Here is a 22,446-nt window from a genome sequence, read left to right as displayed (position 1 = left end):
GAAAATTTTATATATAGCAACCGCAGGCTTCCAATGACATAATAGCATTATTAATCTCTAAGTCACAAATTATAACTATAATTTTTTAAGATTCAAGAGGTCAACATGAGTGTCACCGAAAAACCAGAAATTATAGCAACAGATTTCCCAGACCACACTCAATTACCAGACTCCGACGGTACTTTTGTAAAAAACTTTCAAGAACATCCTCAAAGCATCCTGTTAACAACATCAATTAGACCGATTTTAGACCAAATTCATCCCGACGGGCAATACTGCATCGGTCAAGATTCCGGTATTTACTGGCGAGTGGCCAAGCCCCCGGAAGCGCCAGAAAGAGGAGCAGAAGCACCTGATTGGTTTTACGTGCCCGACGTGCCGCCAACTCTTGACGGAAATCTGCGCCGTTCCTATGTAATGTGGCGGGAATTAATGCCGCCTCTAATTGTACTTGAATTTGTTTCTGGCGATGGCAGTGAAGAAAGAGATAGGACTCCTCGCCAAGGCAAATTCTGGATTTACGAACGGATAATTCGACCTGCTTTTTACGGCATTTATGAAGTCAAAAAGGCACAAGTTGAAGTGTATCATTTGGTAGAAGATCGCTTCGAGTTAGTCCCACAAAATCAGCGCGGACATTACCCGATCGCACAAATAGGAGTGGAATTAGGCATTTGGCAAGGGGTTTATCAGGGTGTAGAACTGCCTTGGCTGCGCTGGTGGGATGCTTCCGGGAATTTGCTGCCGGCCGCCGAAGAGCGGGCAGAACAAGCCGAATTAGTGGCAGAACAAGAACGACAAAGGCGCATAGAAGCTGAGTTGCGAATTCAAGCTTTAGAAGCGCGTTTGCGAGAGTTAGAAGAACGGTAATTCGATTTTAGATTTTAGATTTTAGATTTTAGATTGGGGATGACTGATGATTATCGAGGTTGGGTTCTTCATAAGTCATTCGCAATTCTTCAATTCTTCAATCAACAATCTAAATTCCCATCAGTCGCAGGTTCCGGTAGGGACACGGCAATTCAGCGTCCCTAGGAATATCATGTGCTTTAAAAACCCGATCGCCTAGCAGCCTCCTCAGAAACGATATAAACATTCATCGGTTATTATCAAAAATTTGCGTATATTAACTTAAGTATTGCATCACTTTTTGTGTAAGTCCTATGGCACTAATTGTTCAGAAATATGGCGGAACGTCGGTTGGCACAGTCGATCGCATTTTGGAGGTAGCCAGACGAGTTGTAAAAACAGCACAGCTTGGCAACTCTCTGGTTGTCGTACTTTCAGCGATGGGCAAAACCACCGACGGTTTAGTTAAACTCGCCAAGGAAATTTCCGCAAATCCCAACAAGCGGGAAATGGATATGTTGCTTTCCACTGGGGAACAAGTCTCGATCGCACTTTTGAGCATGGCATTGCAGGAAATGGGACAGCCCGCAATTTCCCTCACCGGCGCCCAAGTCGGCATTGTCACCGAAGCCGCCCACACCCGCGCCCGGATTTTGCGAATTGACCCAAATCGGCTTGAAAGCCAGTTAAAAAGCGGTAAAGTCGTTGTGGTGGCGGGTTTCCAAGGCATCGCCGATGCCGGAGAATTGGAAATTACCACCTTGGGCCGTGGCGGTTCCGACACAACCGCAGTAGCCTTGGCCGCAGCGCTGCGGGCCGACAGATGCGAAATTTATACCGACGTTCCCGGAATTCTGACTACAGATCCGCGCTTGGTTGCCGACGCGCAATTGATGGACGAAATCACTTGCGACGAAATGCTGGAATTGGCGAGTTTGGGCGCAAAAGTCCTCCACCCGCGCGCTGTAGAAATTGCCAAGAATTACGGCGTGCCGCTGGTAGTGCTTTCTAGCTGGAGTGACGCCCCCGGTACGCGGGTAGTGTCCCCACCCCCGCAGCCGCGGCCTTTGGAGGGCTTGGAGCTCGCAAAAGCGGTGGATGCGGTGGAATTTGACTTAGATCAGGCGGGGGTGTCGCTGCTGCGTTTGCCCGATCGCCCCGGAGTAGCAGCGCGGTTGTTTGGTGCGATCGCGCAGCAAAACCTCGATGTAGACTTAATTATCCAGTCAATTCATGAAGGAAATACTAACGATATTGCCTTCACAGTGACGCGAAAATCTCTGCAACAAGCCGCCGCCGTTGCAGATGCAATTATCCCCGCCCTCGGCAAGAATTCTCGCCCCGAATTGGGAGAACCGGAAGTGAAAGCAGAAGAACGGCCCATAGCTAAAGTTAGCATTGCGGGTGCGGGAATGATCGGTCGTCCGAGGGTAGCCGCGCAGATGTTTAAGACTTTAGCGGATGCGGGAATTAACATTCAAATGATTTCTACATCCGAGGTGAAAGTTAGTTGTGCGATCGATGCCGAAGATTGCGATCGGGCCGTTGCCGAACTCTGCAAAACATTTGATGTCGCCAACTCCCCTATTGGGCTGCGTTCATCCTCCCACAAACCGCCTGCAGTCCGCGCCGTTGCGTTGGATCTCAATCAAGCGCGTCTAGCAATTCGCCAATTGCCCGATCGACCCGGAGTAGCAGCAAAACTGTTCGGACTTTTAGCCGAGGAAAATATCAGCGTAGACACGATCATTCAATCGCAGCGCTGCCACAATATCGACGGCATATTAACTCGCGACATTGCATTTACCGTAGCACAAATTGACGCCGAAGCTGCTAAAAACACCCTCGAAAAAGCCGCCCCCGAATTTGGATGGGGCGAAGTAGCAGTCGATACACAAATAGCTAAAGTTAGCGTTGTCGGTTCCGGGATGGTAGCGCATCCGGGAGTAGCGGCAAAGATGTTTGAAGCGCTTTCCCGCCAGCAAATCAACATTCAAATGATTGCCACTTCCGAGATTAAAATTAGCTGCGTTGTGGATGAAGGACAAGGTGTAACTGCTTTGAAGGCAATTCACGCAGCCTTTGAACTTGCCGGCACTGAAAGAATCCAAGTTCCAGCCTAATAAAGGTTTGTAATCGGGAATTAAGATTGCGTCCGATCGGTGCTTGTATGGCGGTTTTCGGTAGGGACACGGCAGTGCCGTGTCCTGGCAAATATCGCGGACACAGCAGTGCTGTATCCCTACAAATATATTCGGATTTGGACACCGGACTGCCGTGTTCATACAAATATCGATCGACCGTCAACAATGGGAGTTTTGAGTGCAAAATTCACAGCATGAGGCTGTGTTAAAATGAAATTGGCGATCGCCTAAAAGGGATTGAATCTTATGACGGTAGCGAAAGAACAGATTACTGATAGCAGTAGCAATAGCGGTTTATTGAATTTCCGAATCACTGTCGAACGTCTGATCGAGCTTTTAGATTTAGAAGAAGAGGATGAGTACGGAATTTTGAGACCGACTGAATATGCTTTCAGGACAGCTATGAAGTTAGTTGTTGAGGCATACTATAGCATGGGAAACAGTTTTCCAAAAGCCTCAACAGGTACAGATGACAGAGGCAGTATTACACTAGATTGGACAAGCTTAGAACCAGATCGTACAGTTCGCCTATTTTGTCCATTCAGTGCGGATCAACCAGTGGACATTTATCACCATGCAAAAAATGAAAATGCGGTCGAAGATATCGCTTCATCATCAACATTAGTTTACTGGTTGCAGTGGTTTAACAAAATATGATAGAACCATCTTCAGGGAGTGCGTCAGAGTTTGAAACATTACCGGATCGTACACTTGTTTACCGAGTTCTCCGAAAAGGATGGATAGATCGGGATAGATCGATCGTCAAATCGGACGCCTACTATTTGCGGAAAAATATAAACGAACAGGGTATTTCTGTCAATTTTTCGATAGAGCAATCTTTGAGTGCATTGAGAAACTGTGAAGGAGTCGCTAGCCTTAATGTAGGGGGAATTCGAGAACTAGGTCTAAATGTAGTACGTGACTCTTCATCTCATGGGAGTATTATAGGCTTGCCCTATCGTGAAGATAACCGTCCAAGGGCTGATGAGCTTGCACTTTTATTGGCAAGACAGTCTCGAATTGTATGGGAATCTTCGTCAAGATAGTAAAATAAGTTGTCAGATTAAGTAATAGTGTTAGCTAGAGTTTTGACTTCTTCAAGAAATCGAGATTCTGGGTGTCTTTGTGGTTCCTTCGTTTCATTTGACAATAAATTTTGACTTAATATTTCTTGGGCTATCGCCTCCACCACCGGCACACAAACAGAATTTCCAATTTGCTTGTAACTTTCCCCCGCACTCGGATAACTCTTAAAATCTTCAGGAAAACCCATAAGACGGTAACATTCCTTCAGCGTCAATTTTCTCACCATATCTTGCTCAGGAATGTAGATAAAAAATCTGCCAGAGGTTTCTTGCGAAGGAATAGTCGGATGCACTCCATCTACCGAATAAATGCGATTAGGCTGTCTGTGAACTCTCGATAAATGTTCTGTATTGGGCCTCACGCCAGTTTTCCAAGTACCTTTATTTCTGTAACCTACAAATACCAGTCCCGAATCTTGCTTTCTCGGATAATCAATTAAAGTATACTCTGATTTGTCCAATATTTCAAAATCCCCTGTCTCGTCTAGAAATTCCCTGAGTTTTGGAGTCAACTGGGTTTTAAGCCGAGAAAACTTGAAGGGTTTACCTTTAGTTGCAATAATAAATATTCTTTCACGATGTTGAGGAATTCCAAAGTCTTTAGCATTCAGCATTTTGTAATTCACGCTGTATCCCAAATCTTCAAGACTGGCAATAATTACTTTTAAGGTATTTCCCTTGTCGTGATGGATTAAGTGCTTGACATTTTCGAGAACTATTACTTGAGGTTGCTTTATTTGGATAATTTTACAAATATCAAAAAATAGCGTACCTCTAGTATCTTCAAAACCCAACTTTTTGCCACAAATGCTAAAAGGTTGGCACGGAAACCCGGCGACTAAAACATCAAAGTCTGCTAAATCGGTGGGATTGATGTTACTGATATCTCCAAAAGGAACCTCACCGAAGTTCTCCGTGTAAACTTGTCTGCATTTGCTGTTTATCTCGCAGGAAAAAACGCACTTAAAGCCTATTTTTTCAAAACCTTGTCTGAAACCTCCTATTCCTGCAAATAAATCTATAAAATTCATTGATAATTTAATCCCAAAAATTACTCACCCCAATGATAACATATTTTGTTTATCTCTCTTCTTTCACTCTGCGTTCTCTGCGTTCTCTGCGGTTCATTCTATCAAGTTAAACAAGTCTTGTTACAGTCTTCAATTTTATACAGATCGTTAAAAGTCGCAGAACCCAGCGCCGGACACGGCAATGCCCTGTCCCCACAGATATCGCGTAGAATGTCGATCGCCCAAAACTTTCTCCTCATTCAACCAACCAATGTCCCAAACTTGTCCCGCAGCCCACTAAACTAGAAATAGCAGAACAAATCACAGCTATTGTCTACTTCCTTTCACCAACCATGAGTCAAACCTTGGAAAACCTCACCGCCATCGATGACAAGCTATCCAAACGCCACATCGACCTCGATCCAGGCGGCTACTTCATCATCTATCTCGATCGCGAAACCAGCTTAATTTGTGCCAAACATTTCACCAACATCATCGACGATCGAGGCCTCGCCGTCGATCCCGAAACTGGCAAACCCATCCCCGCCCGCGGCAAAGTAGAACGCACTCAGTCCACACTTTTTACCGGGAGAACCGCCAAAGAACTTTGTGTCAAAATCCTAGAAGAAACCCGCCCCAGCCCGGTGACTATGTTAGATCACGCGGCTTATCTGGGACGGGAATTTGTACGGGCAGAAATTGCATTGTTGAGCGATCGAGAATACGTTCAAGATTAGTGCAGCCCTGCCTTAATTTCTTGACAAAACGGCAACCGGTCGAATTTATCAGCACCCGATCACGAAAAACCTTGATACCAGAAATAAGTCACCATCGGAATCACTGTCGCCAACACCAACAGCACAACCACAACAACTGTGGCATTGCCTCGATCTGTTTCTTCAGCTTTTTTAAAGGTGCCTTCAACTTGAATGTTGTCAACAACTTCAGGAGGGCCCGGATCGGGTTCGCCCGACAAAACAGTTGCAATGCGCGTACTTGCAGCCGAAAATGCCTCGTTGTATTTATTGGCTTCCCGCAGCGGCACTTGCACGGTTTCCCCAGCTACACTCTGGGCAATTTCATCGGTTAGCAGGGATTTAACCCCTTCGCCGGTGCGAATTGCTGCACTGTTGGTAACAGTGTCGAGAACGAGTAAAATTTGATTAGTCTGGTCTTCTTTTGCGGGAAACCACTGTTCAAACAGTTGGTCGGTAAAAGTGGCAGCCGTTTCGCCGTAGTCTAAGCGGTGGATGGTGACAAATCTGACTTGTTTCCCTGTTTTGTTTTCCAGGTTGTCGAGCACGCTGCTGATATTGCTTTCGCTGCTGCGGCTGAGTACGTCGCCTTTGTCGAACACCCAAGTTCGATCGCCCGTCGACAACACGGGCATTTCGTAAACGCCAGTCGCCAATGCCGGCAATACCGCCATCTGGGATGCGATTAGGGCGATCGCGATCGTCGCCGCCAAAGGTTGGAGATATTTTCTCCAGTTAAATAATTGCTTCAGGAGTCGGGTCATGAGGTTAACCGTAAAACTGACTTTTTTCCAAAAATACTATAGAAACCCCCGTAAAATTCATTTTATGCAGGGCAATATTTACAATTAGCTCGCCAGTGGAACTCCCCGCCCGATTATTTTAGGATTCTAACTATGGAACCAGCAGACACTTATAAAGGTTGGATTATTCAATCCCAGAAAGTCTTCTACGTCGAGGTTTGGGATAGTCGCGGCAACCGCCACGTAGCCGTCCAAAATGCCAAGACTGAGGAGGAAGCTTTGGAATTGGCCAAAAAGTGGATAGACAAATATGAGTCAAAACCCGGAAGAATGGCGATCGACGTACCCCATCCTTTCGGAGACATGATCGATATGCCATTTTAATTCAGTTGACTGTTGACTGTTGACTGTTAACAGTTAACATTACAGCTTGTCGGGTACTCTACTAGAGACAAAACCTCTTCAAATCGAGCAATTATTGCAACTGACACATCAGAAGAATAGGCCAGTTGCGTTTCGGACTGCATTTGTCATCAGCAGATAAAGTTACGAAATTCCTCGCAATTTCCGCGTATTTTCCACTAAACTCCGAGCAAATTCGTCGAACCTTTCAGACAGTTTTTCATCCAACAATTTACCATCAGGACTAAAAGCTTTCCAAGCTTGTCCGATCGCAATTTGTTCTGGAATGACCCAAGCGTGCACCCATCTTAAAATCACGCGCAAATCGTTGAGTGCGTTGTTGTTAACTTGCCCTCCCAAAACGCTAATCCCACCCGCAACTTTCCCGTCCAAATGCTCAAAACTCATCAAATCCAGGGCATTCTTGAGAGCACCGCTGACGCTACCGTGATACTCCGGCGTTGCCAAAATCAAAGCGTCGGCTTGCTTAACCGCATTCTGCAGCTTTTCCACATCGGGGTAATCGATATAATCATTCTCACCATTGCAGAATGGCAGATTGAGCGATCGCAAATCGAATATTTCAACTTCCGCGCCCAGGGCCTGCGCCCGTTCTGCTGCCACCTTCAACGCTAACTGGCTGTAGGAGCCAGCCCGCAAACTTCCACCAATGCCGACAATTTTTACCATAAAGCTTAAAAACAATAACTGCTTCTCTAAAACGTACTCATTACGAGTATGATTAACATAGCAAGTTCGATCGGCAACTGTCAATCGATTTTAGATTTTAGATTTACGCACGTGGCCGAGAAGCCGGATTTTTGCCACAATTTTTGGAAAAAACCACAGATTTGGGGGAAAAACCGGTTTGTGAGTCGCACTGCTCTTCAAGAACGGGCCCGAGAAACCCGGTTTCTTGAAAAGCAGTGGATTCAAAACCCCCCTCTTGAGGGGTCTCTTGAGATCCAGGGAGAGATAAACCCATTCAACACTCGCCCTCTTGTTAAAATAAATGAACGTAGCAAACCACAAGCGGTCAATCTTGGCAGTCTTCAACCTTGGGCAAAGCAATATGAAAAATTCTTGGAAACACGCATGGCTGGGGCATCTAGCTGTAAACAAAGACAAATCGAGCCAGAATCCTAAAAAATCAATTTCAGGACGGAATCTTTGGCGCATCCTGGGCAGTTTGGTGATTTCTCAAGGAATATTGCTCTCGACCCCGGTGTTTGCCGAGAGCACGCCAAACACCATGAGTTACAGCCAACTGATCGACAACATAGAAAAAGGGCAAGTCAGTAAAATCGAAGTAGACGAAACTCAAAAAACTGCCAAGGTTAGGCTAAAAAATCAAAAAAGCGATCAAACCCAATCAGTTAGTCTGTTCGACTACAACAACCGAGAACTGTACTCGCAAATCCGCGCCAAAAAGATAGATTTTGAAGTCAAACAAACAGCCGACAACGCCGCCGCAGTCAGTTTAGTAGTAAACTTGCTAGTGATTTTTGCAGTGTTGGCAGTGCTGATGGCAATCCTGCGCCGATCGACCCAATCTCAAGGAAATGCCATGAACTTCGGCAAATCCAGAGCCCGTTTCCAAATGGAAGCTAAAACCGGCGTGATGTTCGACGACGTAGCAGGCATCGAAGAAGCTAAAGAAGAACTGCAAGAAGTCGTAACCTTCCTCAAAAAACCCGAACGGTTCAATGCCATCGGCGCAAAAATTCCCAGAGGGGTTCTGTTAATCGGGCCTCCGGGAACAGGCAAAACCATGCTGGCAAAAGCCATCGCAGGTGAAGCAGCCGTTCCCTTCTTCAGCATCTCCGGTTCCGAATTTGTCGAAATGTTTGTCGGAGTTGGCGCCTCCCGCGTCCGCGACTTATTCCGCAAAGCTAAAGAAAATGCCCCCTGCATCGTCTTCATCGACGAAATAGACGCCGTAGGAAGGCAGCGCGGCGCAGGTATCGGCGGCGGCAACGACGAACGCGAACAAACTCTCAACCAGTTGCTGACAGAAATGGACGGCTTTGAGGGTAACAGCGGCGTGATTGTGATTGCAGCTACCAACCGCCCCGACGTGCTCGATACCGCCCTGCTGCGGCCCGGCAGGTTCGATCGCCAAGTAACGGTAGATTTACCCAGTTACAAAGGGCGTTTGGGGATTTTGCAAGTTCACGCGCGCAACAAAAAACTCGACCCAGAAGTTGCCCTAGATACGATCGCCCGCCGCACTCCCGGCTTTTCCGGCGCCGACTTGGCAAACTTGCTCAACGAAGCAGCAATTCTTACCGCGAGGCGTCGCAAAGACACGATTAGTAACTTAGAAGTTCACGACGCGATCGACCGGATCACGATCGGGCTTACCCTCAACCCGCTGCTCGACAGCAAGAAAAAGTGGATGACAGCGTACCACGAAGTCGGACACGCCCTAGTCGCGACCATGCTCAAAAATGCCGATCCAGTTGAAAAAGTAACGATTATTCCGCGTTCCGGCGGCATCGAAGGCTTCACTAGCTTTGTGCTCGACGACGAAATGCTCGACAGCGAAGGTTTGAGGAGTCGGGCTTTGCTGTTAAACCGAATTAAAGTAGCTTTGGGGGGACGGGCGGCGGAAGCAGAAATTTATGGCGATGCTGAAATCGACACTGGTGCCGGTAGCGATCTCAAAAAAGTTAGCAGTCTCGCGAGGGAAATGGTAACGCTTTATGGAATGTCGAATTTGGGGCCTGTGGCTTTGGAAAGTCCGAACAATGAGGTGTTTTTAGGCCAGAATTGGAATTCGCGATCCGAGTATTCCGAAGACATGGCAATTAAGATCGATCGGCAAGTCCGGGAAATTGCCTTTGAGTGCTACGAAGAAGCTCGCCGAATTATCCGCGAAAATCGCGCTTTGGTAGACAAACTTGTCGAAGCGCTGTTGGATGAGGAAACGATCGAGGGCGATGAATTCCGCCAAATTGTCGAGCGGTACACCGAGTTGACCAAAAAAGAGTTGGCACCAACGTAAAGATTCATTAGTTATTCAAGTTTGTAGTGATGACTTGATTCCTCATTCCCGAAAAAATCAGGACTTTAGTCATTACTACAAACCAAAAAAAATGACTGCTAACTAATGACAAATTAAGATTGTTGCGCGTACATTTCCCGGAGTACCAAAGCCGGGTCAACCCAGCGGCCGCCGTACTTCAGTCCCCAGTGCAAGTGAGGTCCACTCGTGCGGCCAGTCATCCCAACTCTGGCAATTCTCGCACCTGCAGGCACTGTTTGACCTTGCCAAATTTGCACGGTACCTTCGCTATCGGTATAATAACGCCCGCCGTTAGCTGTTAGCACTCGGCCTCTGAGGTGACAGTAGATGTGTTCCCAATTTCCCGATCGCACCACCATACCAGTGCCGCACCGGCCATCTTCCCAAACTTCCACAATTTGGCCGCCCCACCAATTGCGGATATAGCTGCCTTCCGGGGCCGCCATGTCCAAACCGTAATGAAAATCCCCGCCACGGGGGCCGAAGGCGGAAGTGTATGTTTCAAAGTTTTCGACTGGAAAAGAAGCTTCTTGCCACAAATTACCCGTCGCTACTCTGCTTGGTAAGCCTGACTGAGCTTTGACTACCTGCTGCTGAAAATAAGGGCCGATCAACACAATGCCGATCGAAAGTGCCAGCAGCAGCATCTGTCTGAAACGAAAAAAGCGTTTTACCGTCAGCGGGCCTCTAGAGTCTTGCAGGATTTTTTTCACGGCTCAAAGTTAAATGTGTGTGGGAGTTTGCGTTGTCTGTTAGGCTCACATTTTGCACCCTTGTCAGTCAATAAAGCTTTCCGGGGCGGGCTTTCCGTCCCACCAAAAAAATCATTCTTTGTGGAACGGGCATCTTCCCCGTTTCTGAGTTTCTGAGAAGGGTGCAAGATGTAAGTTATGCCAATTCGCTGCAAGATTGGCTTTGAGCTCTACTCGCGATCGCGAATCAGTTTAATAACAACGTGTATCTTACTCCATCCAAAACCCGTGTCAAGGCTTCCGGGTAAATGCCCGGGGGCGATAAAAAAAAATTGGCCTGGGAATTCGTGCTGCGGTTGAATTCGATCGAGCTTTTGCTTGAGACTATAGTTAAGTTCGGGGATTTTGGATGACATCCAAAATCTTAAATTCATCACCAACATCAAGCAATGCTTACTGAAATTTTTCCCTTTAGTTTTGCCATAGACGCAACTGCCATCGCTGGTGCGTCCTTGTGGTCTTTGGCCCTGTACTGGGGCCTGTCGCCCGTGACAGAATGGGTAATCCTGCAACTCAACCGCTGGATGAATTTTGCCGAGAGATCCCTCTACACCTCGGAAGCCGAGTTTGAAAGAACCCGCCAAGCCAGAGAAGCCCAAAATGCCTTTTACGCTTCCCTGTTGAGCATTCTGCCCTTTTTAATTGTGGGCGGATTGTGCAATTGGGGCGTGGAATTGTCTCTGGGCACTGGTTGGGCGGTATCTATGGGTACGATCGCCTGTATTGGCGGCGGCGTGTACGAACTCGGCCGCCGTGACGGTCAATCTTAGGCGGTTTTAGATTGTGGATTTTGGATTTTGGATTGCTCAAGATATTCTGAGATTTACCAGCCTCTAGAATTGATCGTAATCTCAAATCCAAAACTCCAACTCTCAAATAAATATGACATTTCCCGTTTATTTATCGATCGCGCCTCAAACAAAATTAGCAATGTATTTTAACCGTAATTTGACTCAGGATGTTTACCCAAAAGTCGCAGTTGCCGTTCAGTAGCGGTAGCGAGAATTTCGGGATTGAACTGCCACGGCCAAGGCGAAAATTTCTGCGCGATGTTGCGGTGGGAATAATGCACTTGCAGTAAGTAGCGAGTTCCATCTGTCGTCGTATTTTTGCCGCCGGAGTGCCAAATTTCACTGCGGAAAAACAGCACATCTCCTGCTTTGCACAAAACTGGTTCTGGGGAGTGTCCGTTCCAAGTTTCTTCCCCGCGATCGGGTTTTCTACCAGATTTGTGACTGCCAGGAATAATGTAGGTAGGACATAGGTCTTCAGCGATGTCGCTGAGATAGAAATGGGCTGTACAAATCCATACTGGCAGTTGAAAAGTGCGATCGCCAAACACGCTTTCGGGCACGGGTACAAACACCTGATCGACGTGGACGCGCCAACCATCATAACCGGGCCCGCTTTTCCATGCAGTCATGCCGATAATATGGCAATCGCTGCCCATTAATGCTTCGGCTAATTCAATTATACCCGGTCGATCGGCATAGGAGAGCCACAGGCGATCGCGATTAAAAACGCACTTAAAATGCTGGTTCAATTCACTCCAACTGCTACCATCGAGTCCGAAGGGTTGCAGGCGATCGAGTGCTTCCTTGGTTTGCGCCACTTCCGACGGACTGAGTACACCAGGAATCAGCGCAAAACCATCTTCATGCACTGCTTCTGCTAGACCTGCGGTATCGAAAAGATCCCAAATCTTTTGCCGATAGCTGAAAACTTCCCTTAACGTGCTTGCGTTCATAATTCAAAAAGTCAAATTATTAACTGTTATTAAATTAACACTTATTCTGCTCGATACTTGCATACGATGAAACCAGCCACCAGGTTTATTGGTACATCATGACTTACACAAAATTTTATTATGTAGGGCACGCACTGCTCACATTACGTCTGATTTGGGGATAAATCAAATGAAATACCAACCAGAACCAACATCATTAAATCAAGCCCGCGCCGCCTTCCAAAAAATCTGGGGATACGATGACTTTCGACCACCCCAAGGAGAAATTGTCGGTAGTTTATTAGCCGGAAAAGATACAATTATAATTATGCCGACAGGTGGCGGCAAATCAATCTGCTTTCAACTGCCAGCTTTGTTACAAACAGGCTTAACTTTGGTAGTTTCGCCGTTAGTCGCACTGATGGAAAATCAAGTACAAGAATTGCGCGATCGCAATCTTCCTGCTTCCCTACTCCACAGTCAATTGCCAACAGCGCAGCGCCGACAAACTATGCAGTCGCTGCAACAAAACAAATTAAGATTGCTGTACCTGTCTCCTGAAACATTACTCAGCAAACCTGTTTGGGAAATTATCAGTCAGCCACAGATCCAAATAAACGGTTTAATATTAGATGAAGCTCACTGTTTAGTGCAGTGGGGTGATACTTTTCGACCAGCTTACCGGCGTTTGGGAACAGTCCGATCGGCTTTGTTGAAAGCTAAACCAGCAAACAGTAAAATTGCGATCGCCGCTTTCACCGCTACCGCCAACCCGGAAGCACAGCAGACAATCAAAAATGTGTTGCAACTGCAAAAACCCGAAGCCTTTCTGCTAAGTCCGTACCGTTCTAACCTGCACCTGCAAGTGCAGACAGTGTGGACGCCGAGAGGACGCAAACAGCAGTTATTAAATTTTATTAAAGCTAGACAAAATCAAGCAGGTTTAGTCTATGTACGCACTAGAAAAGATAGCGAGAATTTGGCAGATTTGTTGGAAGCAGCAGGTTATGAAACAGCAGCATATCATGCAGGTTTAAGTCCAGAATCACGACGAAAAATAGAAACAGCTTGGCTGAACAATAATATTAAATTCGTGACTTGTACCTCAGCATTCGGGATGGGAATTAATAAGCCAGATGTCCGGTGGGTTGTTCACTTTCAAGCACCTTTGCTATTATCGGAATACATTCAGGAAATTGGTAGAGGCGGACGCGACGGCAAATCAGCGATCGCCCTGACATTGATTAGCGAACCTACGGGTTTTCTTTATCCCGAAGATAAACAAAGAAAGGAATTTTTTCAAGATAAATTGCGATCGCAATACCGAGAAGCTCAGCAATTGGCCAAAAAACTGCCAGTTAAAGGCGATATAGAAGCAGTTTCCCGCGAATTTCCCGAAAGTGCGATCGCCCTTTCAATCTTGCACAGCAGCGGACAATTAACATGGCAAGATCCTTTTAATTATGCGATCGATAAATCTCCCCAGCAAAAAGCGGAAAAATTAAATTTTACCGCAGCGGAAGAAATGGCTAAATATCTCAAACATCGCGAGTGTAGGTGGCAATTTTTGCTGCAAGCTTTTGGGTTTGCCAAGGAAGCTAAATCAATGCGCTGCGGCCACTGCGATAATTGTCGATAGAATTGACGATTATACTCAAACGACATAACCACTCCGACCAAAGAAACCGGGTTTTTTACCCAGTCTGCGGGTCTAAAGGAAGTATTGCTGTGAAAAAACCCGGTTTCTCGCTCCCCGTGCGATCGCGAACTAACTCACAGATGTTATGATTAATATATTTGCTTTACACACTTGGCAAAAAATAGTAAAAAGTAAATGATAGAAACAGACACTGCGCCACAGATTTATACAGTAGAAAATACAGAGGAATTCGATCGCAGTAATGTCAATCAGCGATTAGATATTTGGCTGTCAAACCAGATACCGGACTTATCCCGATCGCGAATCCAAACTCTGATATCACAAGGCAACGTCAAAGTCAACGACGAAACCTGCACCTCGAAAAAAATATCAGTAAAAACGGGCGATCGCATCCACCTCACATTACCCGAAACCCAGCCCACTTCCTTGCAGCCGGAATCAATTCCCCTCGACATTCTCTACGAAGACGACAGCCTAATTATCATCAACAAACCAGCCGGATTAGTCGTCCACCCAGCCGCCGGACACGCAGACGGTACATTAGTCAACGCCCTCTTAGCCCACTGTCCCCTAGCAGAAATAGGCGGAGTTCAGCGGCCGGGAATCGTGCACAGATTAGACAAAGATACAACAGGTGCGATCGCGATCGCCAAAACCGATATAGCCCACCAACACCTGCAAGCCCAACTCAAAACCAAAACCGCCCGCCGCGAATATTTAGGCATAGTTTACGGGGCTCCCAACACCGAAACAGGCACAATAGACTTACCCATCGGGCGGCATCCCACAGACCGCAAAAAAATGGCAGTAGTACCAGTAGAAAAAGGCGGTCGCCCCGCAGTTACTCACTGGAAAATCAAAGAAAGAATCGGCAACTATTGCTTAATGCACTATCAATTAGAAACCGGCCGCACCCATCAAATTCGCGTGCATACAGCGGAAATAAAACATCCGATTGTGGGCGATCCGATGTACAGTTCCAACCGTTCTATCGGCGTCAATTTAACCGGACAAGCCCTCCACGCATGGCGGCTGACATTGCAGCATCCCGTAACTGGAGAATTAATAGAGGCGATCGCACCTTTACCCGATCAATTCAACACTTTGTTGAAAATATTGCGATTGCGCTCTCACACTTGATATTTTGGGCAGTTAACACTGGTAAAGTATTTACTATAAACATTTTTTCCCCTTCCTTTTTTCTTGATTAAACTTCTTGCCTAAATCTTTGATGTAAGATGTCAACCGCAGATGAAAATAGATTTACGCAGATGAACGCAGATACATTTAAAGATAGGAGAGCGAAAAAGGGCTTCAATTCAAGTCTAATATTTATCGGTTAAATCCTGTAGATTGCTCGTTGCCGAACTTCCTTCTTTCCCCAAAAAGTATGAGCCCTGAGTTTTGGATTCCAAGTTTATCAAAAAACTCAAACCTCAAAACTCAAGACTCAAAACTCTCTCAGCCTAAAAGCCGATCGATTCAGTCGATCGCCCGACACAAATAATCGCATCAGGGCAGCATCAATTACCGGCGACGGGGAACCATCGTCTCGATATTGATATTAGCTAGAGGCACGCGCTGCGGCGCAGTAGCAGGCAGCGGCATATTGCGCGCCATACCCAAATAGTTCGACGGATCGCCAGCCTTAGCCTGCTGTTCTTGAGGAACAAAACGGCGGACACTTGTTTGCCAGATGATTTGCGGGAAGCCAAGCTGCGAACGGTGGTACTCACCGTAGCGGGGCGTTTTCAAGTTGAAAGGAGTGTCTCCTCCAACTCGCTGAGGCAAAATTCGGCGCTGCTGGTAAGGTACGGTATCGTAGCCGAACTTATCCAGGTACTCTTCGCTATTGACCAACTCGTCAATAAAGCCTTGAGGCCCCTTATTTGCTACCACGATCGACCAAGCAATCTTTTCGCGCTCGCTGTACACATCCCGGCCCAAAATGCGCTGCACGCACATTTCCACAAACCGATAGTTGCTGTTAGTTTGGTAATTCCGCTCTAGGAAAGGAGAAGAAGTCGCCAAACCGCGAATAAAGTCTCGCACAGTAATTTGGCCGAACTTGAGTTGCGACTCCAAAGACTTTTGGCGGTTGCTCTTGAGGATTTGGTGTTCGCTGTAAATCTGGCGATATCCAGCCCAAATCAAATTTTCCATGTCTCCAGACGAGAGCACATTTTCAGTTGTGAAAATTCTGGGCTGCTCGTCGCTCCCTGTTTCAAAACCAGCTACGCGCTGGTTTTGGCTTTTGGGGGCGTAGTTTATCAAAGGTAGCGCCACGTTAAAATCTCCGTTATCTCAAATTTCAGAAATAGTTGACACCGTGAGCTGCCAGCATAACGGATACAACTAACCAACATACAGATTAGGGGATTCCCGCAATCTAAATCTGATTTTCCTGAATTTTTGCAACAATCTGTAACATTTGTTGACTTTGGGGAAGTCAGCAGTCAGTAATTAGCAATCACCCTTCCAGTCTCTGGCTGGGAACGCCACTTGAGAGGCTCTGCCTCGTCTAATCTAACCGGAGGCAGAGCCTGAGACCCTGATTCCCAGGCTGAGTCTGGAAACGAAGCCAAAGTTATGACCGATGACTCATGACTAATGACTAAATTACCAACCCAGAGCCGAATAAAACTCGCTGGCGGCCACTTGATCTCCTGCGGCTTCTGATGTTGCATCCGAGTCTGGTTCCACCCGAATTTCGGTACAAAAAGTCGATGTGCTGAAACCGCCAAAGCGCTTTACGGTACTCGTCCGCATCCGCACGTTCGGATTAGCAAACCAAAAACGCTCGATCGAACTCATCGTTTCGTATTCGGTAGTCAGCAGCAGCCCATCCTCGTCATCCATCTCAAAACGGCCAGCCACAGGCACAATTTCCGCATAGCCCCGTTCGCGCAACATCAAGCCCTGCCGGGGATTTTCAGGATCGGGGACGATCGCGAACACCGTAGACCCTTTATGATTCTCATCATCCTTATCCCACGCCATCGAGCCGTGCCATGTCACAAAAGCCCCCCCAGCCGCCCGGCTCGGATCGACTTCGTGCATCTTGCAAATCTCCGCGACTCTAGCGTCATCGGCAGCTAGGGCTGTTACCTGAATATTTGAATCCCCAATCTCCGCTTGGCGGAAAGCGAGGTGGTGAGTGCTGCGCTGAGAACGCCACTCCCCAGCACTGCTTTGAAAAAACTCCATTGCATCCATACGAACTAGCTCCTTTGGCTTATGCTTCCCGGTGTTGACGCCTTTTTATGATAGAGCTCCCCCCACTTAGATGTACTTTTGCTACACAAATTAGTCTCAAAATGTCTACTTTGGACATATTGTCAAGTGAATGTTATGATAGTTTACAATGTAGGAGACACAACAAATCCTGCGAAACGTCATTCCGATCAATTTCGCATCAATCTCAGCAAACTGGAGGAGCGATTTATGGATATGCCTACAACCAGCCTCAGCATGGAACAGCAGTTCAAACTTCAAGTGCTGCGCGAAGAAGTAAAAAGGTTAAGCCAAGACCAAGCTCAGGAATACTTGCTCGAAGTTATGCGCCAAAACATGGTAAAAGAAAACCTGTTAAAGCATTGGATGAAGAATATGTGAACTCTTCGAGCATTTCTTCACAAAAATCAGTGGCTTGTATTTGCAAAAAGTACGATCGAGTTTTTAATCATAAAATCCAGAATCCCGCTTTCTCCAAGAAAGCGGGATTCTAAATTGACAAAACTTTTACGCAGTTTTTTTTGTCGTTACCATACTCAGCAAATTAAATTCTTTTCATCCCTTAGAGAGGGACGAGAGTTTGTGTAGCCCGATTGTTTCAACTTGTCGGGGAATCAACCAAAACGGCCGCTCACATAATCTAAAGTAGACTCTTCCTTTGGACTTTGGAAAATTACCTCAGTCTTATCACATTCCACAAGATAGCCAAACCGCTTCCCATCGTCAGAAAGTTTAGCATTGAAAAAAGCAGTCAGGTCAGAAACCCGAGAAGCCTGCTGCATATTGTGAGTAACGATCACAATCGTATACTTTTCCTTGAGTTCCCGCATCAACTCCTCAATCTTAATCGTAGAAATCGGGTCAAGAGAAGCGCAAGGTTCATCCATTAACACTACATCAGGATTAATCGCGATCGCCCTAGCAATACACAAACGCTGCTGCTGGCCGCCCGAAAGAGAAAAACCGCTTTGCTTCAACTTATCCTTCACCTCATCCCACAAATAAGCTTGGCTGAGCGATTTTTCCACCAGCTCATCCATATCCCCCTTATAATTGTTCACCCTCGCACCGTAAGCAATATTGTCATAAATCGACTTCGGGAAAGGATTCGGCTTTTGAAACACCATCCCAATCTTGCGGCGCACCGCCACAGCATCAATATCAGGATCGTAAAGATTTTGACCGTGGTAATCAATCCTACCCTCTAAACGAAAACCGCTAACTAAATCGTTGAGCCTGTTAAAACATCGCAGAATTGTACTTTTGCCGCAGCCAGACGGCCCAATCAAGGCAGTAATGCGATTTTTAGGAATCTCCATTGAAACATTTTTAACCGCGTGGAAAGCGCCGTAAAAAATATTGATATTTTCTGTCCGTAAAACTGTTTCCGTTTGCTTGTCTAAATCCATCATCATACAGGTAAGTATCCAATCGAATTTTACAAAATAAGGAGAAGATGAGAGCGATCGAGTTGGAGATAGGTAAAATCTTTCTTGTTCCTTCTTTTTATCAATTCCCCAAGTCTCAGGGTCTTCTTCCTTCAATAAACTTTTTGGCGAGTAGCCCAGCGAGAAAGAATACTCGTCAGCAAAACCATAATCACCAAAATCAAAGATGCCGCCCAGGCCAATTCTTTCTGTGCCTTAAAAGGAACCGTTGCAAAGTTGTACACCAAAACCGAAAGACTCGGAGTTGGCTTATCAAATCCTGCCGGCCAAAAAGGCGAATTGAGCGCCGTAAAAATCAAAGGAGCAGTTTCTCCAGCAGCGCGAGCAATTGCCAGTGTCACACCCGTTAAAATAGCCGGAATTGCCGCAGGCAAAACCACCTGCAACACCGTCTGATAATTAGAAGCACCCACCCCAACCGACGCCCATCTAATATCTTGCGGGACGATTTGTAGAGCTTCGTCAGTAGTCCGCACAATCGTGGGCAACATCAGCACAGCCAGCGCCGCACCCCCTGCAATTGCCGAAAAACCTCCCATATTTACCACGAACAAACCGTAGGCAAATACCCCGGCAATAATCGAAGGAACGCCACTGAGGACATTGGTAGCAAAGCGTACCCAGCGAGCTACTTGGCCGCTGCTGAACTCCGACAAATAAACTGCTGCCAATACACCAAAAGGAACAGCAATTAAAGAAGCAATTCCCACCGTCATCAATGTACCGAGAATTGCATTAGCAATACCGCCTCCCGATAGTCCGGGTGGCGGTGGCAGCTTGGTAAACAAGTCTAAATTCAGGCGATTGAAACCTTGTACTGTGACGTAGGAAAGCACTGCAAACAAAGGTAGCAGAGTGATGGCCAGACTAGCTCCAGCCAGTACAGTCATCGCCAGACTAAACAGCGCTTGCGGGCTATTTTTAACCTTCTTTAAACTGCCTGTTTTCGATACCAAAGGATTCTCATCGGAGACGCTATTTGACATAAACTAAAACTATGTAGGAAATGGCGGCAAACTTCTAGTTGTATTTCGCTCTTACTTGAGAAACAATCCACTCTGCCAAAATATTAACAATCAGTGTCATAATAAACAGAATTAGCCCAGTGTACATCAGAGCTGCTATTTGCAACCCGGAGGCTTCTGCAAACTGATTTGCCATCAGAGAAGCAATAGTATTTGCCGGAGCTAGCACAGAAAGACTTAACTGATTGGAATTGCCAATTAACAGAGTTGCAGCCATTGTTTCTCCCATAGCGCGACCGAGCCCAAGCATAATTCCGCCGACAATGCCGGAAAAAGCCGCCGGTACGAGCACTCTAAAAATTGTTGTCCAGCGAGTAGCTCCTAAACCTAGAGATGCTTGCCGCAAGTCGGGGGGGAGACTTGCCAAAGAGTCGCGGGAGATAGCAGTAATAATGGGCAAAGTCATGATTCCCAAAATTACTCCGGCTGGTAACATTCCCGGGCCCACTGGCGGGGTGCTAAAAATCGGCAGCCATCCGAAAGTGCCGTTGAGAAACTTGCCGAGAGTGGTAATCATGGGAATCAATACGGCAATTCCCCACAAACCGTAGACTACGCTGGGAATGGCGGCTAAAAGTTCTACTAAAAAAACCAAAGCTGTACGCACTGGCAGCGGCAGAAAGTCCTCGCTCAAGAAAATGGCAGTCCCTACTCCTAATGGTACTGCAATTAAGAGCGCGATCGCCGAACTGACGATCGTCCCGTAAATCATCGGCAGCGCACCGTACTCTTCTTTAACCGGATTCCAGCTACTGCCAAACAGAAAGCCCAAACCGTACTGTTGAATCGCCGGTAAAGCCCGATAAGCAACGGTGAGCGCGATTACCAGCAAAATTACACCAACTCCTATGCCCAAAATCCGCGTCAGCCAGATAAAGCCTTGGTCTAAGGACTTTTCGGCTTGAGAGCGCGATCGGGTCTGCGATCGAGCGCTGTTATTATCTGAAATCATAGAAAAAAAAACCAAATATATAGTAGCCGAAAATAGCCTGTTTCGGAAAAAGCTATAACGAAGCAGAAAGAAAGACCATAAATAAAATCAAAGAGGGGCGGGTTTATTAATTCCCTGACTTTTCAACAAGTATTTCTGGTCAAACCCACCCCTACACAGATGCACCGATTGTTACATAGAAGAGGGGCGGATTTATTAATCCCCTGACTTTTTAACAAATATTTCTGGTAAAACCCGCCCCACAGAAATATCTCTCTTCATTCTTGCTGATTTTTACCTGCACGCGCAATGCCGAAGGGCTTTTTTCCCTCTGACAACGGACAACAGTCAACAGTCAACAGTTACTATTTGGCAACCTCAATCTTGTAGTCTGCGCTGATGCCGTCAGCGGCCGCGGCTACTTTTTCTTTAACGTTTTGAGGTAGAGGAACGTAGCCCAATTCGGAACTAACTTTTTGACCTTCATTCAAGCCGTATTCAACCATTGCCTCGATGGTTTTGGCTTTGTTGGGGTCAGTAACTGTTTTGGGGACCAGCATCCAAGTGTAGGTGACAATTGGATATGATTGAGCGCCTTCGGGGTCTTCGATAAATGCTCGCAGGTTTTCCGGCATCGGCACAGTTGCTAAAGCTTGAGAAGCTGATTCGTCGGTAGGTGCGACAAAGCTGCCTGCTTTGTTTTCCAAAGATGCAAATTTGACATTGTTGTTTTTGGCATAGCCGTATTCTATGTAGCCGATGCTGCCTGCGGTTTGCAGTATTTGGGCTGTGACGCCTTCGTTGCCTTTTGCGCCTACGCCTACGGGCCACTGTACTGTTTTGCCGTCGCCTACTGCCGTTTTCCAGTCGGGGCTGATGGCACTCAGGTGTTTGGTGAAGACGGCGGTGGTACCGCTACCGTCGGAACGGTGGACGATGGTGATGGCTTGGTCTGGCAATTTAGCGGTCGGGTTGGCGGCTGCAATTTTGGGATCGTTCCAGTTGGTAATTTTACCGGCGAAGATATCTGCGTAAACGTCCCGTGGTAGTTTCAATGGTTCGGTTAAGTCTGGCAGGTTATAGCCGATGACGATGCTGCCTGCTGTCATGGGCAGCAAGATTACGCCTTTGTCGGCTGGAACTTTGGCGATTTCGTCGTCTTTCATGCCGGTGTCGCTGGCCCCAAAGTCTACTGTGCCTTTGGTAAATTGTTCGACTCCGGCGCCGCTGCCTACTGATTGATAGTTAATTTGTACTTTGGGGTTGATTTTGTTGAAGTCTTGAAACCAACGCTGGTACAGGGGGGCGGGGAATGAGGCGCCGGCTGCAGTGATGGCTACGTCTGAGGCTAGGGCGAGTTTGGTGTTTTCCGCTGTGCCGGTGGCTGCAACGGGGGAAGCGCCGGGAGATGCTGCGGTGTCGCCGGGGCTGGGGCTGCTGCCTGTGGTTGTGCTGCCGCCGCCGCAAGCTGCTAAACTGAGGGCGATCGCCGTAGCGGAAATTGCAGTAGTCAAACGGTTTGAATTAATCAAGTTGAGACGAAAAAGCATAGGTATACAAAATCTGCGATCGTTATATGGGTGTCCCGCATCAGCATAGCGCGCAAAAGTAAAGGTTAGGTTAAGAATCTTTACACTTAATGGCAATTTAATAT

At 46.8% G+C, this 22,446-nt stretch carries 22 protein-coding genes; 10 read left to right on the top strand and 12 right to left on the bottom strand.

Features of this window, described 5'->3' with window-relative positions; genetic code table 11:
* Positions 1-105: 105 nt before the first annotated feature.
* The 3 genes from QUA33_RS01070 to QUA33_RS01060 all read left to right on the top strand — a co-directional run bounded on the left by QUA33_RS01070 (position 106) and on the right by QUA33_RS01060 (position 3,650).
* On the top strand, positions 106-870 hold the full coding sequence (locus QUA33_RS01070; RefSeq protein WP_333145755.1) for a Uma2 family endonuclease: 765 nt from the start codon (positions 106-108) through the stop codon (positions 868-870).
* A gap of 293 nt (positions 871-1,163) precedes the next feature.
* Complete coding sequence (locus QUA33_RS01065) at positions 1,164-2,972, top strand: aspartate kinase (RefSeq protein WP_333145753.1); 1,809 nt, start codon at positions 1,164-1,166, stop codon at positions 2,970-2,972.
* A gap of 267 nt (positions 2,973-3,239) precedes the next feature.
* Positions 3,240-3,650, top strand: coding sequence for a hypothetical protein (locus QUA33_RS01060; protein WP_333145750.1), 411 nt, complete (start codon positions 3,240-3,242; stop codon positions 3,648-3,650).
* Between the two features lie 406 nt (positions 3,651-4,056).
* Here QUA33_RS01060 and QUA33_RS01055 read toward each other — a convergent pair whose 3' ends face one another.
* On the bottom strand, positions 4,057-5,109 hold the full coding sequence (locus QUA33_RS01055) for a DNA (cytosine-5-)-methyltransferase (protein ID WP_333145748.1): 1,053 nt from the start codon (positions 5,107-5,109) through the stop codon (positions 4,057-4,059).
* A 332-nt stretch (positions 5,110-5,441) separates the two neighbouring features.
* Between QUA33_RS01055 and QUA33_RS01050 the strand changes: the two genes are divergently transcribed.
* The gene (locus tag QUA33_RS01050; protein WP_333066492.1) at positions 5,442-5,825 is read left to right on the top strand and encodes a DUF4346 domain-containing protein; all 384 of its coding nucleotides are present in this window, start codon (positions 5,442-5,444) and stop codon (positions 5,823-5,825) included.
* 59 nt (positions 5,826-5,884) lie between these two features.
* Here the strand turns inward: QUA33_RS01050 and psb32 are convergent, their stop codons facing one another.
* Entirely contained in the window at positions 5,885-6,607 is a 723-nt protein-coding gene (gene psb32 / locus QUA33_RS01045; RefSeq protein ID WP_333100069.1) for a photosystem II repair protein Psb32, read from the bottom strand.
* Between the two features lie 132 nt (positions 6,608-6,739).
* On the opposite strand from psb32, the gene QUA33_RS01040 reads away from it, so the two are divergent.
* On the top strand, positions 6,740-6,970 hold the full coding sequence (locus tag QUA33_RS01040) for a hypothetical protein (RefSeq protein ID WP_190734279.1): 231 nt from the start codon (positions 6,740-6,742) through the stop codon (positions 6,968-6,970).
* 162 nt (positions 6,971-7,132) lie between these two features.
* Here the strand turns inward: QUA33_RS01040 and QUA33_RS01035 are convergent, their stop codons facing one another.
* Entirely contained in the window at positions 7,133-7,678 is a 546-nt protein-coding gene (locus QUA33_RS01035) for an NADPH-dependent FMN reductase (RefSeq protein ID WP_333100089.1), read from the bottom strand.
* A 382-nt stretch (positions 7,679-8,060) separates the two neighbouring features.
* On the opposite strand from QUA33_RS01035, the gene ftsH reads away from it, so the two are divergent.
* Positions 8,061-9,995, top strand: coding sequence for an ATP-dependent zinc metalloprotease FtsH (ftsH, locus tag QUA33_RS01030; RefSeq protein WP_333145746.1), 1,935 nt, complete (start codon positions 8,061-8,063; stop codon positions 9,993-9,995).
* A gap of 113 nt (positions 9,996-10,108) precedes the next feature.
* Here the strand turns inward: ftsH and QUA33_RS01025 are convergent, their stop codons facing one another.
* Both QUA33_RS01025 and QUA33_RS01020 read right to left on the bottom strand, forming a co-directional pair.
* Positions 10,109-10,729, bottom strand: coding sequence for a M23 family metallopeptidase (locus QUA33_RS01025; RefSeq protein ID WP_333100067.1), 621 nt, complete (start codon positions 10,727-10,729; stop codon positions 10,109-10,111).
* A 209-nt stretch (positions 10,730-10,938) separates the two neighbouring features.
* Positions 10,939-11,124, bottom strand: a complete 186-nt coding sequence (locus QUA33_RS01020) for a hypothetical protein (protein ID WP_333100066.1) — start codon at positions 11,122-11,124, stop codon at positions 10,939-10,941.
* Positions 11,125-11,157: 33 nt separating this feature from the next.
* Between QUA33_RS01020 and QUA33_RS01015 the strand changes: the two genes are divergently transcribed.
* Positions 11,158-11,538, top strand: a complete 381-nt coding sequence (locus QUA33_RS01015) for a hypothetical protein (RefSeq protein ID WP_333036846.1) — start codon at positions 11,158-11,160, stop codon at positions 11,536-11,538.
* 167 nt (positions 11,539-11,705) lie between these two features.
* Here the strand turns inward: QUA33_RS01015 and QUA33_RS01010 are convergent, their stop codons facing one another.
* Positions 11,706-12,515 (bottom strand): phytanoyl-CoA dioxygenase family protein, encoded by an 810-nt coding sequence (locus QUA33_RS01010; protein ID WP_333100065.1) that lies wholly within the window; start codon positions 12,513-12,515, stop codon positions 11,706-11,708.
* Positions 12,516-12,684: 169 nt separating this feature from the next.
* Here QUA33_RS01010 and QUA33_RS01005 point away from each other — a divergent pair, with 169 nt between their 5' ends.
* A complete protein-coding gene (locus tag QUA33_RS01005; protein ID WP_333100064.1) occupies positions 12,685-14,133 on the top strand; it encodes a RecQ family ATP-dependent DNA helicase in 1,449 nt (482 codons plus the stop codon).
* Between the two features lie 195 nt (positions 14,134-14,328).
* Positions 14,329-15,294 carry an RluA family pseudouridine synthase gene (locus QUA33_RS01000; protein ID WP_333145745.1) on the top strand — a complete coding sequence of 322 codons (966 nt, stop codon included), beginning with the start codon at positions 14,329-14,331 and terminating at the stop codon, positions 15,292-15,294.
* A gap of 387 nt (positions 15,295-15,681) precedes the next feature.
* On the opposite strand, the gene QUA33_RS00995 is transcribed toward QUA33_RS01000, so the two are convergent.
* Positions 15,682-16,440, bottom strand: a complete 759-nt coding sequence (locus tag QUA33_RS00995; protein ID WP_333099139.1) for a phycobilisome rod-core linker polypeptide — start codon at positions 16,438-16,440, stop codon at positions 15,682-15,684.
* A gap of 333 nt (positions 16,441-16,773) precedes the next feature.
* A complete protein-coding gene (locus QUA33_RS00990) occupies positions 16,774-17,370 on the bottom strand; it encodes a phycobiliprotein lyase (RefSeq protein ID WP_333145742.1) in 597 nt (198 codons plus the stop codon).
* Between the two features lie 135 nt (positions 17,371-17,505).
* Here QUA33_RS00990 and QUA33_RS28155 point away from each other — a divergent pair, with 135 nt between their 5' ends.
* Complete coding sequence (locus QUA33_RS28155) at positions 17,506-17,769, top strand: NblA/ycf18 family protein (protein ID WP_445242851.1); 264 nt, start codon at positions 17,506-17,508, stop codon at positions 17,767-17,769.
* 233 nt (positions 17,770-18,002) lie between these two features.
* On the opposite strand, the gene pstB is transcribed toward QUA33_RS28155, so the two are convergent.
* The 4 genes from pstB to pstS form a co-directional block, all read right to left on the bottom strand.
* The gene (gene pstB / locus QUA33_RS00980) at positions 18,003-18,803 is read right to left on the bottom strand and encodes a phosphate ABC transporter ATP-binding protein PstB (protein ID WP_333036858.1); all 801 of its coding nucleotides are present in this window, start codon (positions 18,801-18,803) and stop codon (positions 18,003-18,005) included.
* Positions 18,804-18,928: 125 nt separating this feature from the next.
* Positions 18,929-19,822 (bottom strand): phosphate ABC transporter permease PstA, encoded by an 894-nt coding sequence (pstA, locus tag QUA33_RS00975; RefSeq protein WP_333099138.1) that lies wholly within the window; start codon positions 19,820-19,822, stop codon positions 18,929-18,931.
* Between the two features lie 34 nt (positions 19,823-19,856).
* A complete protein-coding gene (gene pstC / locus QUA33_RS00970) occupies positions 19,857-20,813 on the bottom strand; it encodes a phosphate ABC transporter permease subunit PstC (RefSeq protein WP_333099136.1) in 957 nt (318 codons plus the stop codon).
* 344 nt (positions 20,814-21,157) lie between these two features.
* Positions 21,158-22,342, bottom strand: a complete 1,185-nt coding sequence (gene pstS, locus QUA33_RS00965; protein WP_333145740.1) for a phosphate ABC transporter substrate-binding protein PstS — start codon at positions 22,340-22,342, stop codon at positions 21,158-21,160.
* Between the last annotated feature and the right edge of the window lie 104 nt (positions 22,343-22,446).

The organism is Microcoleus sp. Pol14D4, from assembly GCF_036701245.1.
Taxonomy (GTDB): Bacteria; Cyanobacteriota; Cyanobacteriia; order Cyanobacteriales; family Microcoleaceae; genus Microcoleus.
This window is presented reverse-complemented; position numbering and strand designations above follow the sequence as displayed.

What these genes read in the sequence shown, in the direction of transcription:
- QUA33_RS01020 (WP_333100066.1), bottom strand. Translation starts at nt 11,124, where the DNA reads ATGTCATCCAAAATCCCCGAACTTAACTATAGTCTCAAGCAAAAGCTC.
- pstA (WP_333099138.1), bottom strand. Translation starts at nt 19,822, where the DNA reads ATGTCAAATAGCGTCTCCGATGAGAATCCTTTGGTATCGAAAACAGGC.
- ftsH (WP_333145746.1), top strand. Translation starts at nt 8,061, where the DNA reads ATGAAAAATTCTTGGAAACACGCATGGCTGGGGCATCTAGCTGTAAAC.
- QUA33_RS01010 (WP_333100065.1), bottom strand. Translation starts at nt 12,515, where the DNA reads ATGAACGCAAGCACGTTAAGGGAAGTTTTCAGCTATCGGCAAAAGATT.
- QUA33_RS28155 (WP_445242851.1), top strand. Translation starts at nt 17,506, where the DNA reads ATGATAGTTTACAATGTAGGAGACACAACAAATCCTGCGAAACGTCAT.
- pstB (WP_333036858.1), bottom strand. Translation starts at nt 18,803, where the DNA reads ATGATGATGGATTTAGACAAGCAAACGGAAACAGTTTTACGGACAGAA.
- QUA33_RS01050 (WP_333066492.1), top strand. Translation starts at nt 5,442, where the DNA reads ATGAGTCAAACCTTGGAAAACCTCACCGCCATCGATGACAAGCTATCC.
- QUA33_RS01005 (WP_333100064.1), top strand. Translation starts at nt 12,685, where the DNA reads ATGAAATACCAACCAGAACCAACATCATTAAATCAAGCCCGCGCCGCC.
- pstS (WP_333145740.1), bottom strand. Translation starts at nt 22,342, where the DNA reads ATGCTTTTTCGTCTCAACTTGATTAATTCAAACCGTTTGACTACTGCA.
- psb32 (WP_333100069.1), bottom strand. Translation starts at nt 6,607, where the DNA reads ATGACCCGACTCCTGAAGCAATTATTTAACTGGAGAAAATATCTCCAA.
- QUA33_RS01000 (WP_333145745.1), top strand. Translation starts at nt 14,329, where the DNA reads ATGATAGAAACAGACACTGCGCCACAGATTTATACAGTAGAAAATACA.
- QUA33_RS01065 (WP_333145753.1), top strand. Translation starts at nt 1,164, where the DNA reads ATGGCACTAATTGTTCAGAAATATGGCGGAACGTCGGTTGGCACAGTC.
- pstC (WP_333099136.1), bottom strand. Translation starts at nt 20,813, where the DNA reads ATGATTTCAGATAATAACAGCGCTCGATCGCAGACCCGATCGCGCTCT.
- QUA33_RS01060 (WP_333145750.1), top strand. Translation starts at nt 3,240, where the DNA reads ATGACGGTAGCGAAAGAACAGATTACTGATAGCAGTAGCAATAGCGGT.
- QUA33_RS00990 (WP_333145742.1), bottom strand. Translation starts at nt 17,370, where the DNA reads ATGGATGCAATGGAGTTTTTTCAAAGCAGTGCTGGGGAGTGGCGTTCT.
- QUA33_RS01070 (WP_333145755.1), top strand. Translation starts at nt 106, where the DNA reads ATGAGTGTCACCGAAAAACCAGAAATTATAGCAACAGATTTCCCAGAC.
- QUA33_RS01035 (WP_333100089.1), bottom strand. Translation starts at nt 7,678, where the DNA reads ATGGTAAAAATTGTCGGCATTGGTGGAAGTTTGCGGGCTGGCTCCTAC.
- QUA33_RS01040 (WP_190734279.1), top strand. Translation starts at nt 6,740, where the DNA reads ATGGAACCAGCAGACACTTATAAAGGTTGGATTATTCAATCCCAGAAA.
- QUA33_RS01015 (WP_333036846.1), top strand. Translation starts at nt 11,158, where the DNA reads ATGCTTACTGAAATTTTTCCCTTTAGTTTTGCCATAGACGCAACTGCC.
- QUA33_RS01055 (WP_333145748.1), bottom strand. Translation starts at nt 5,109, where the DNA reads ATGAATTTTATAGATTTATTTGCAGGAATAGGAGGTTTCAGACAAGGT.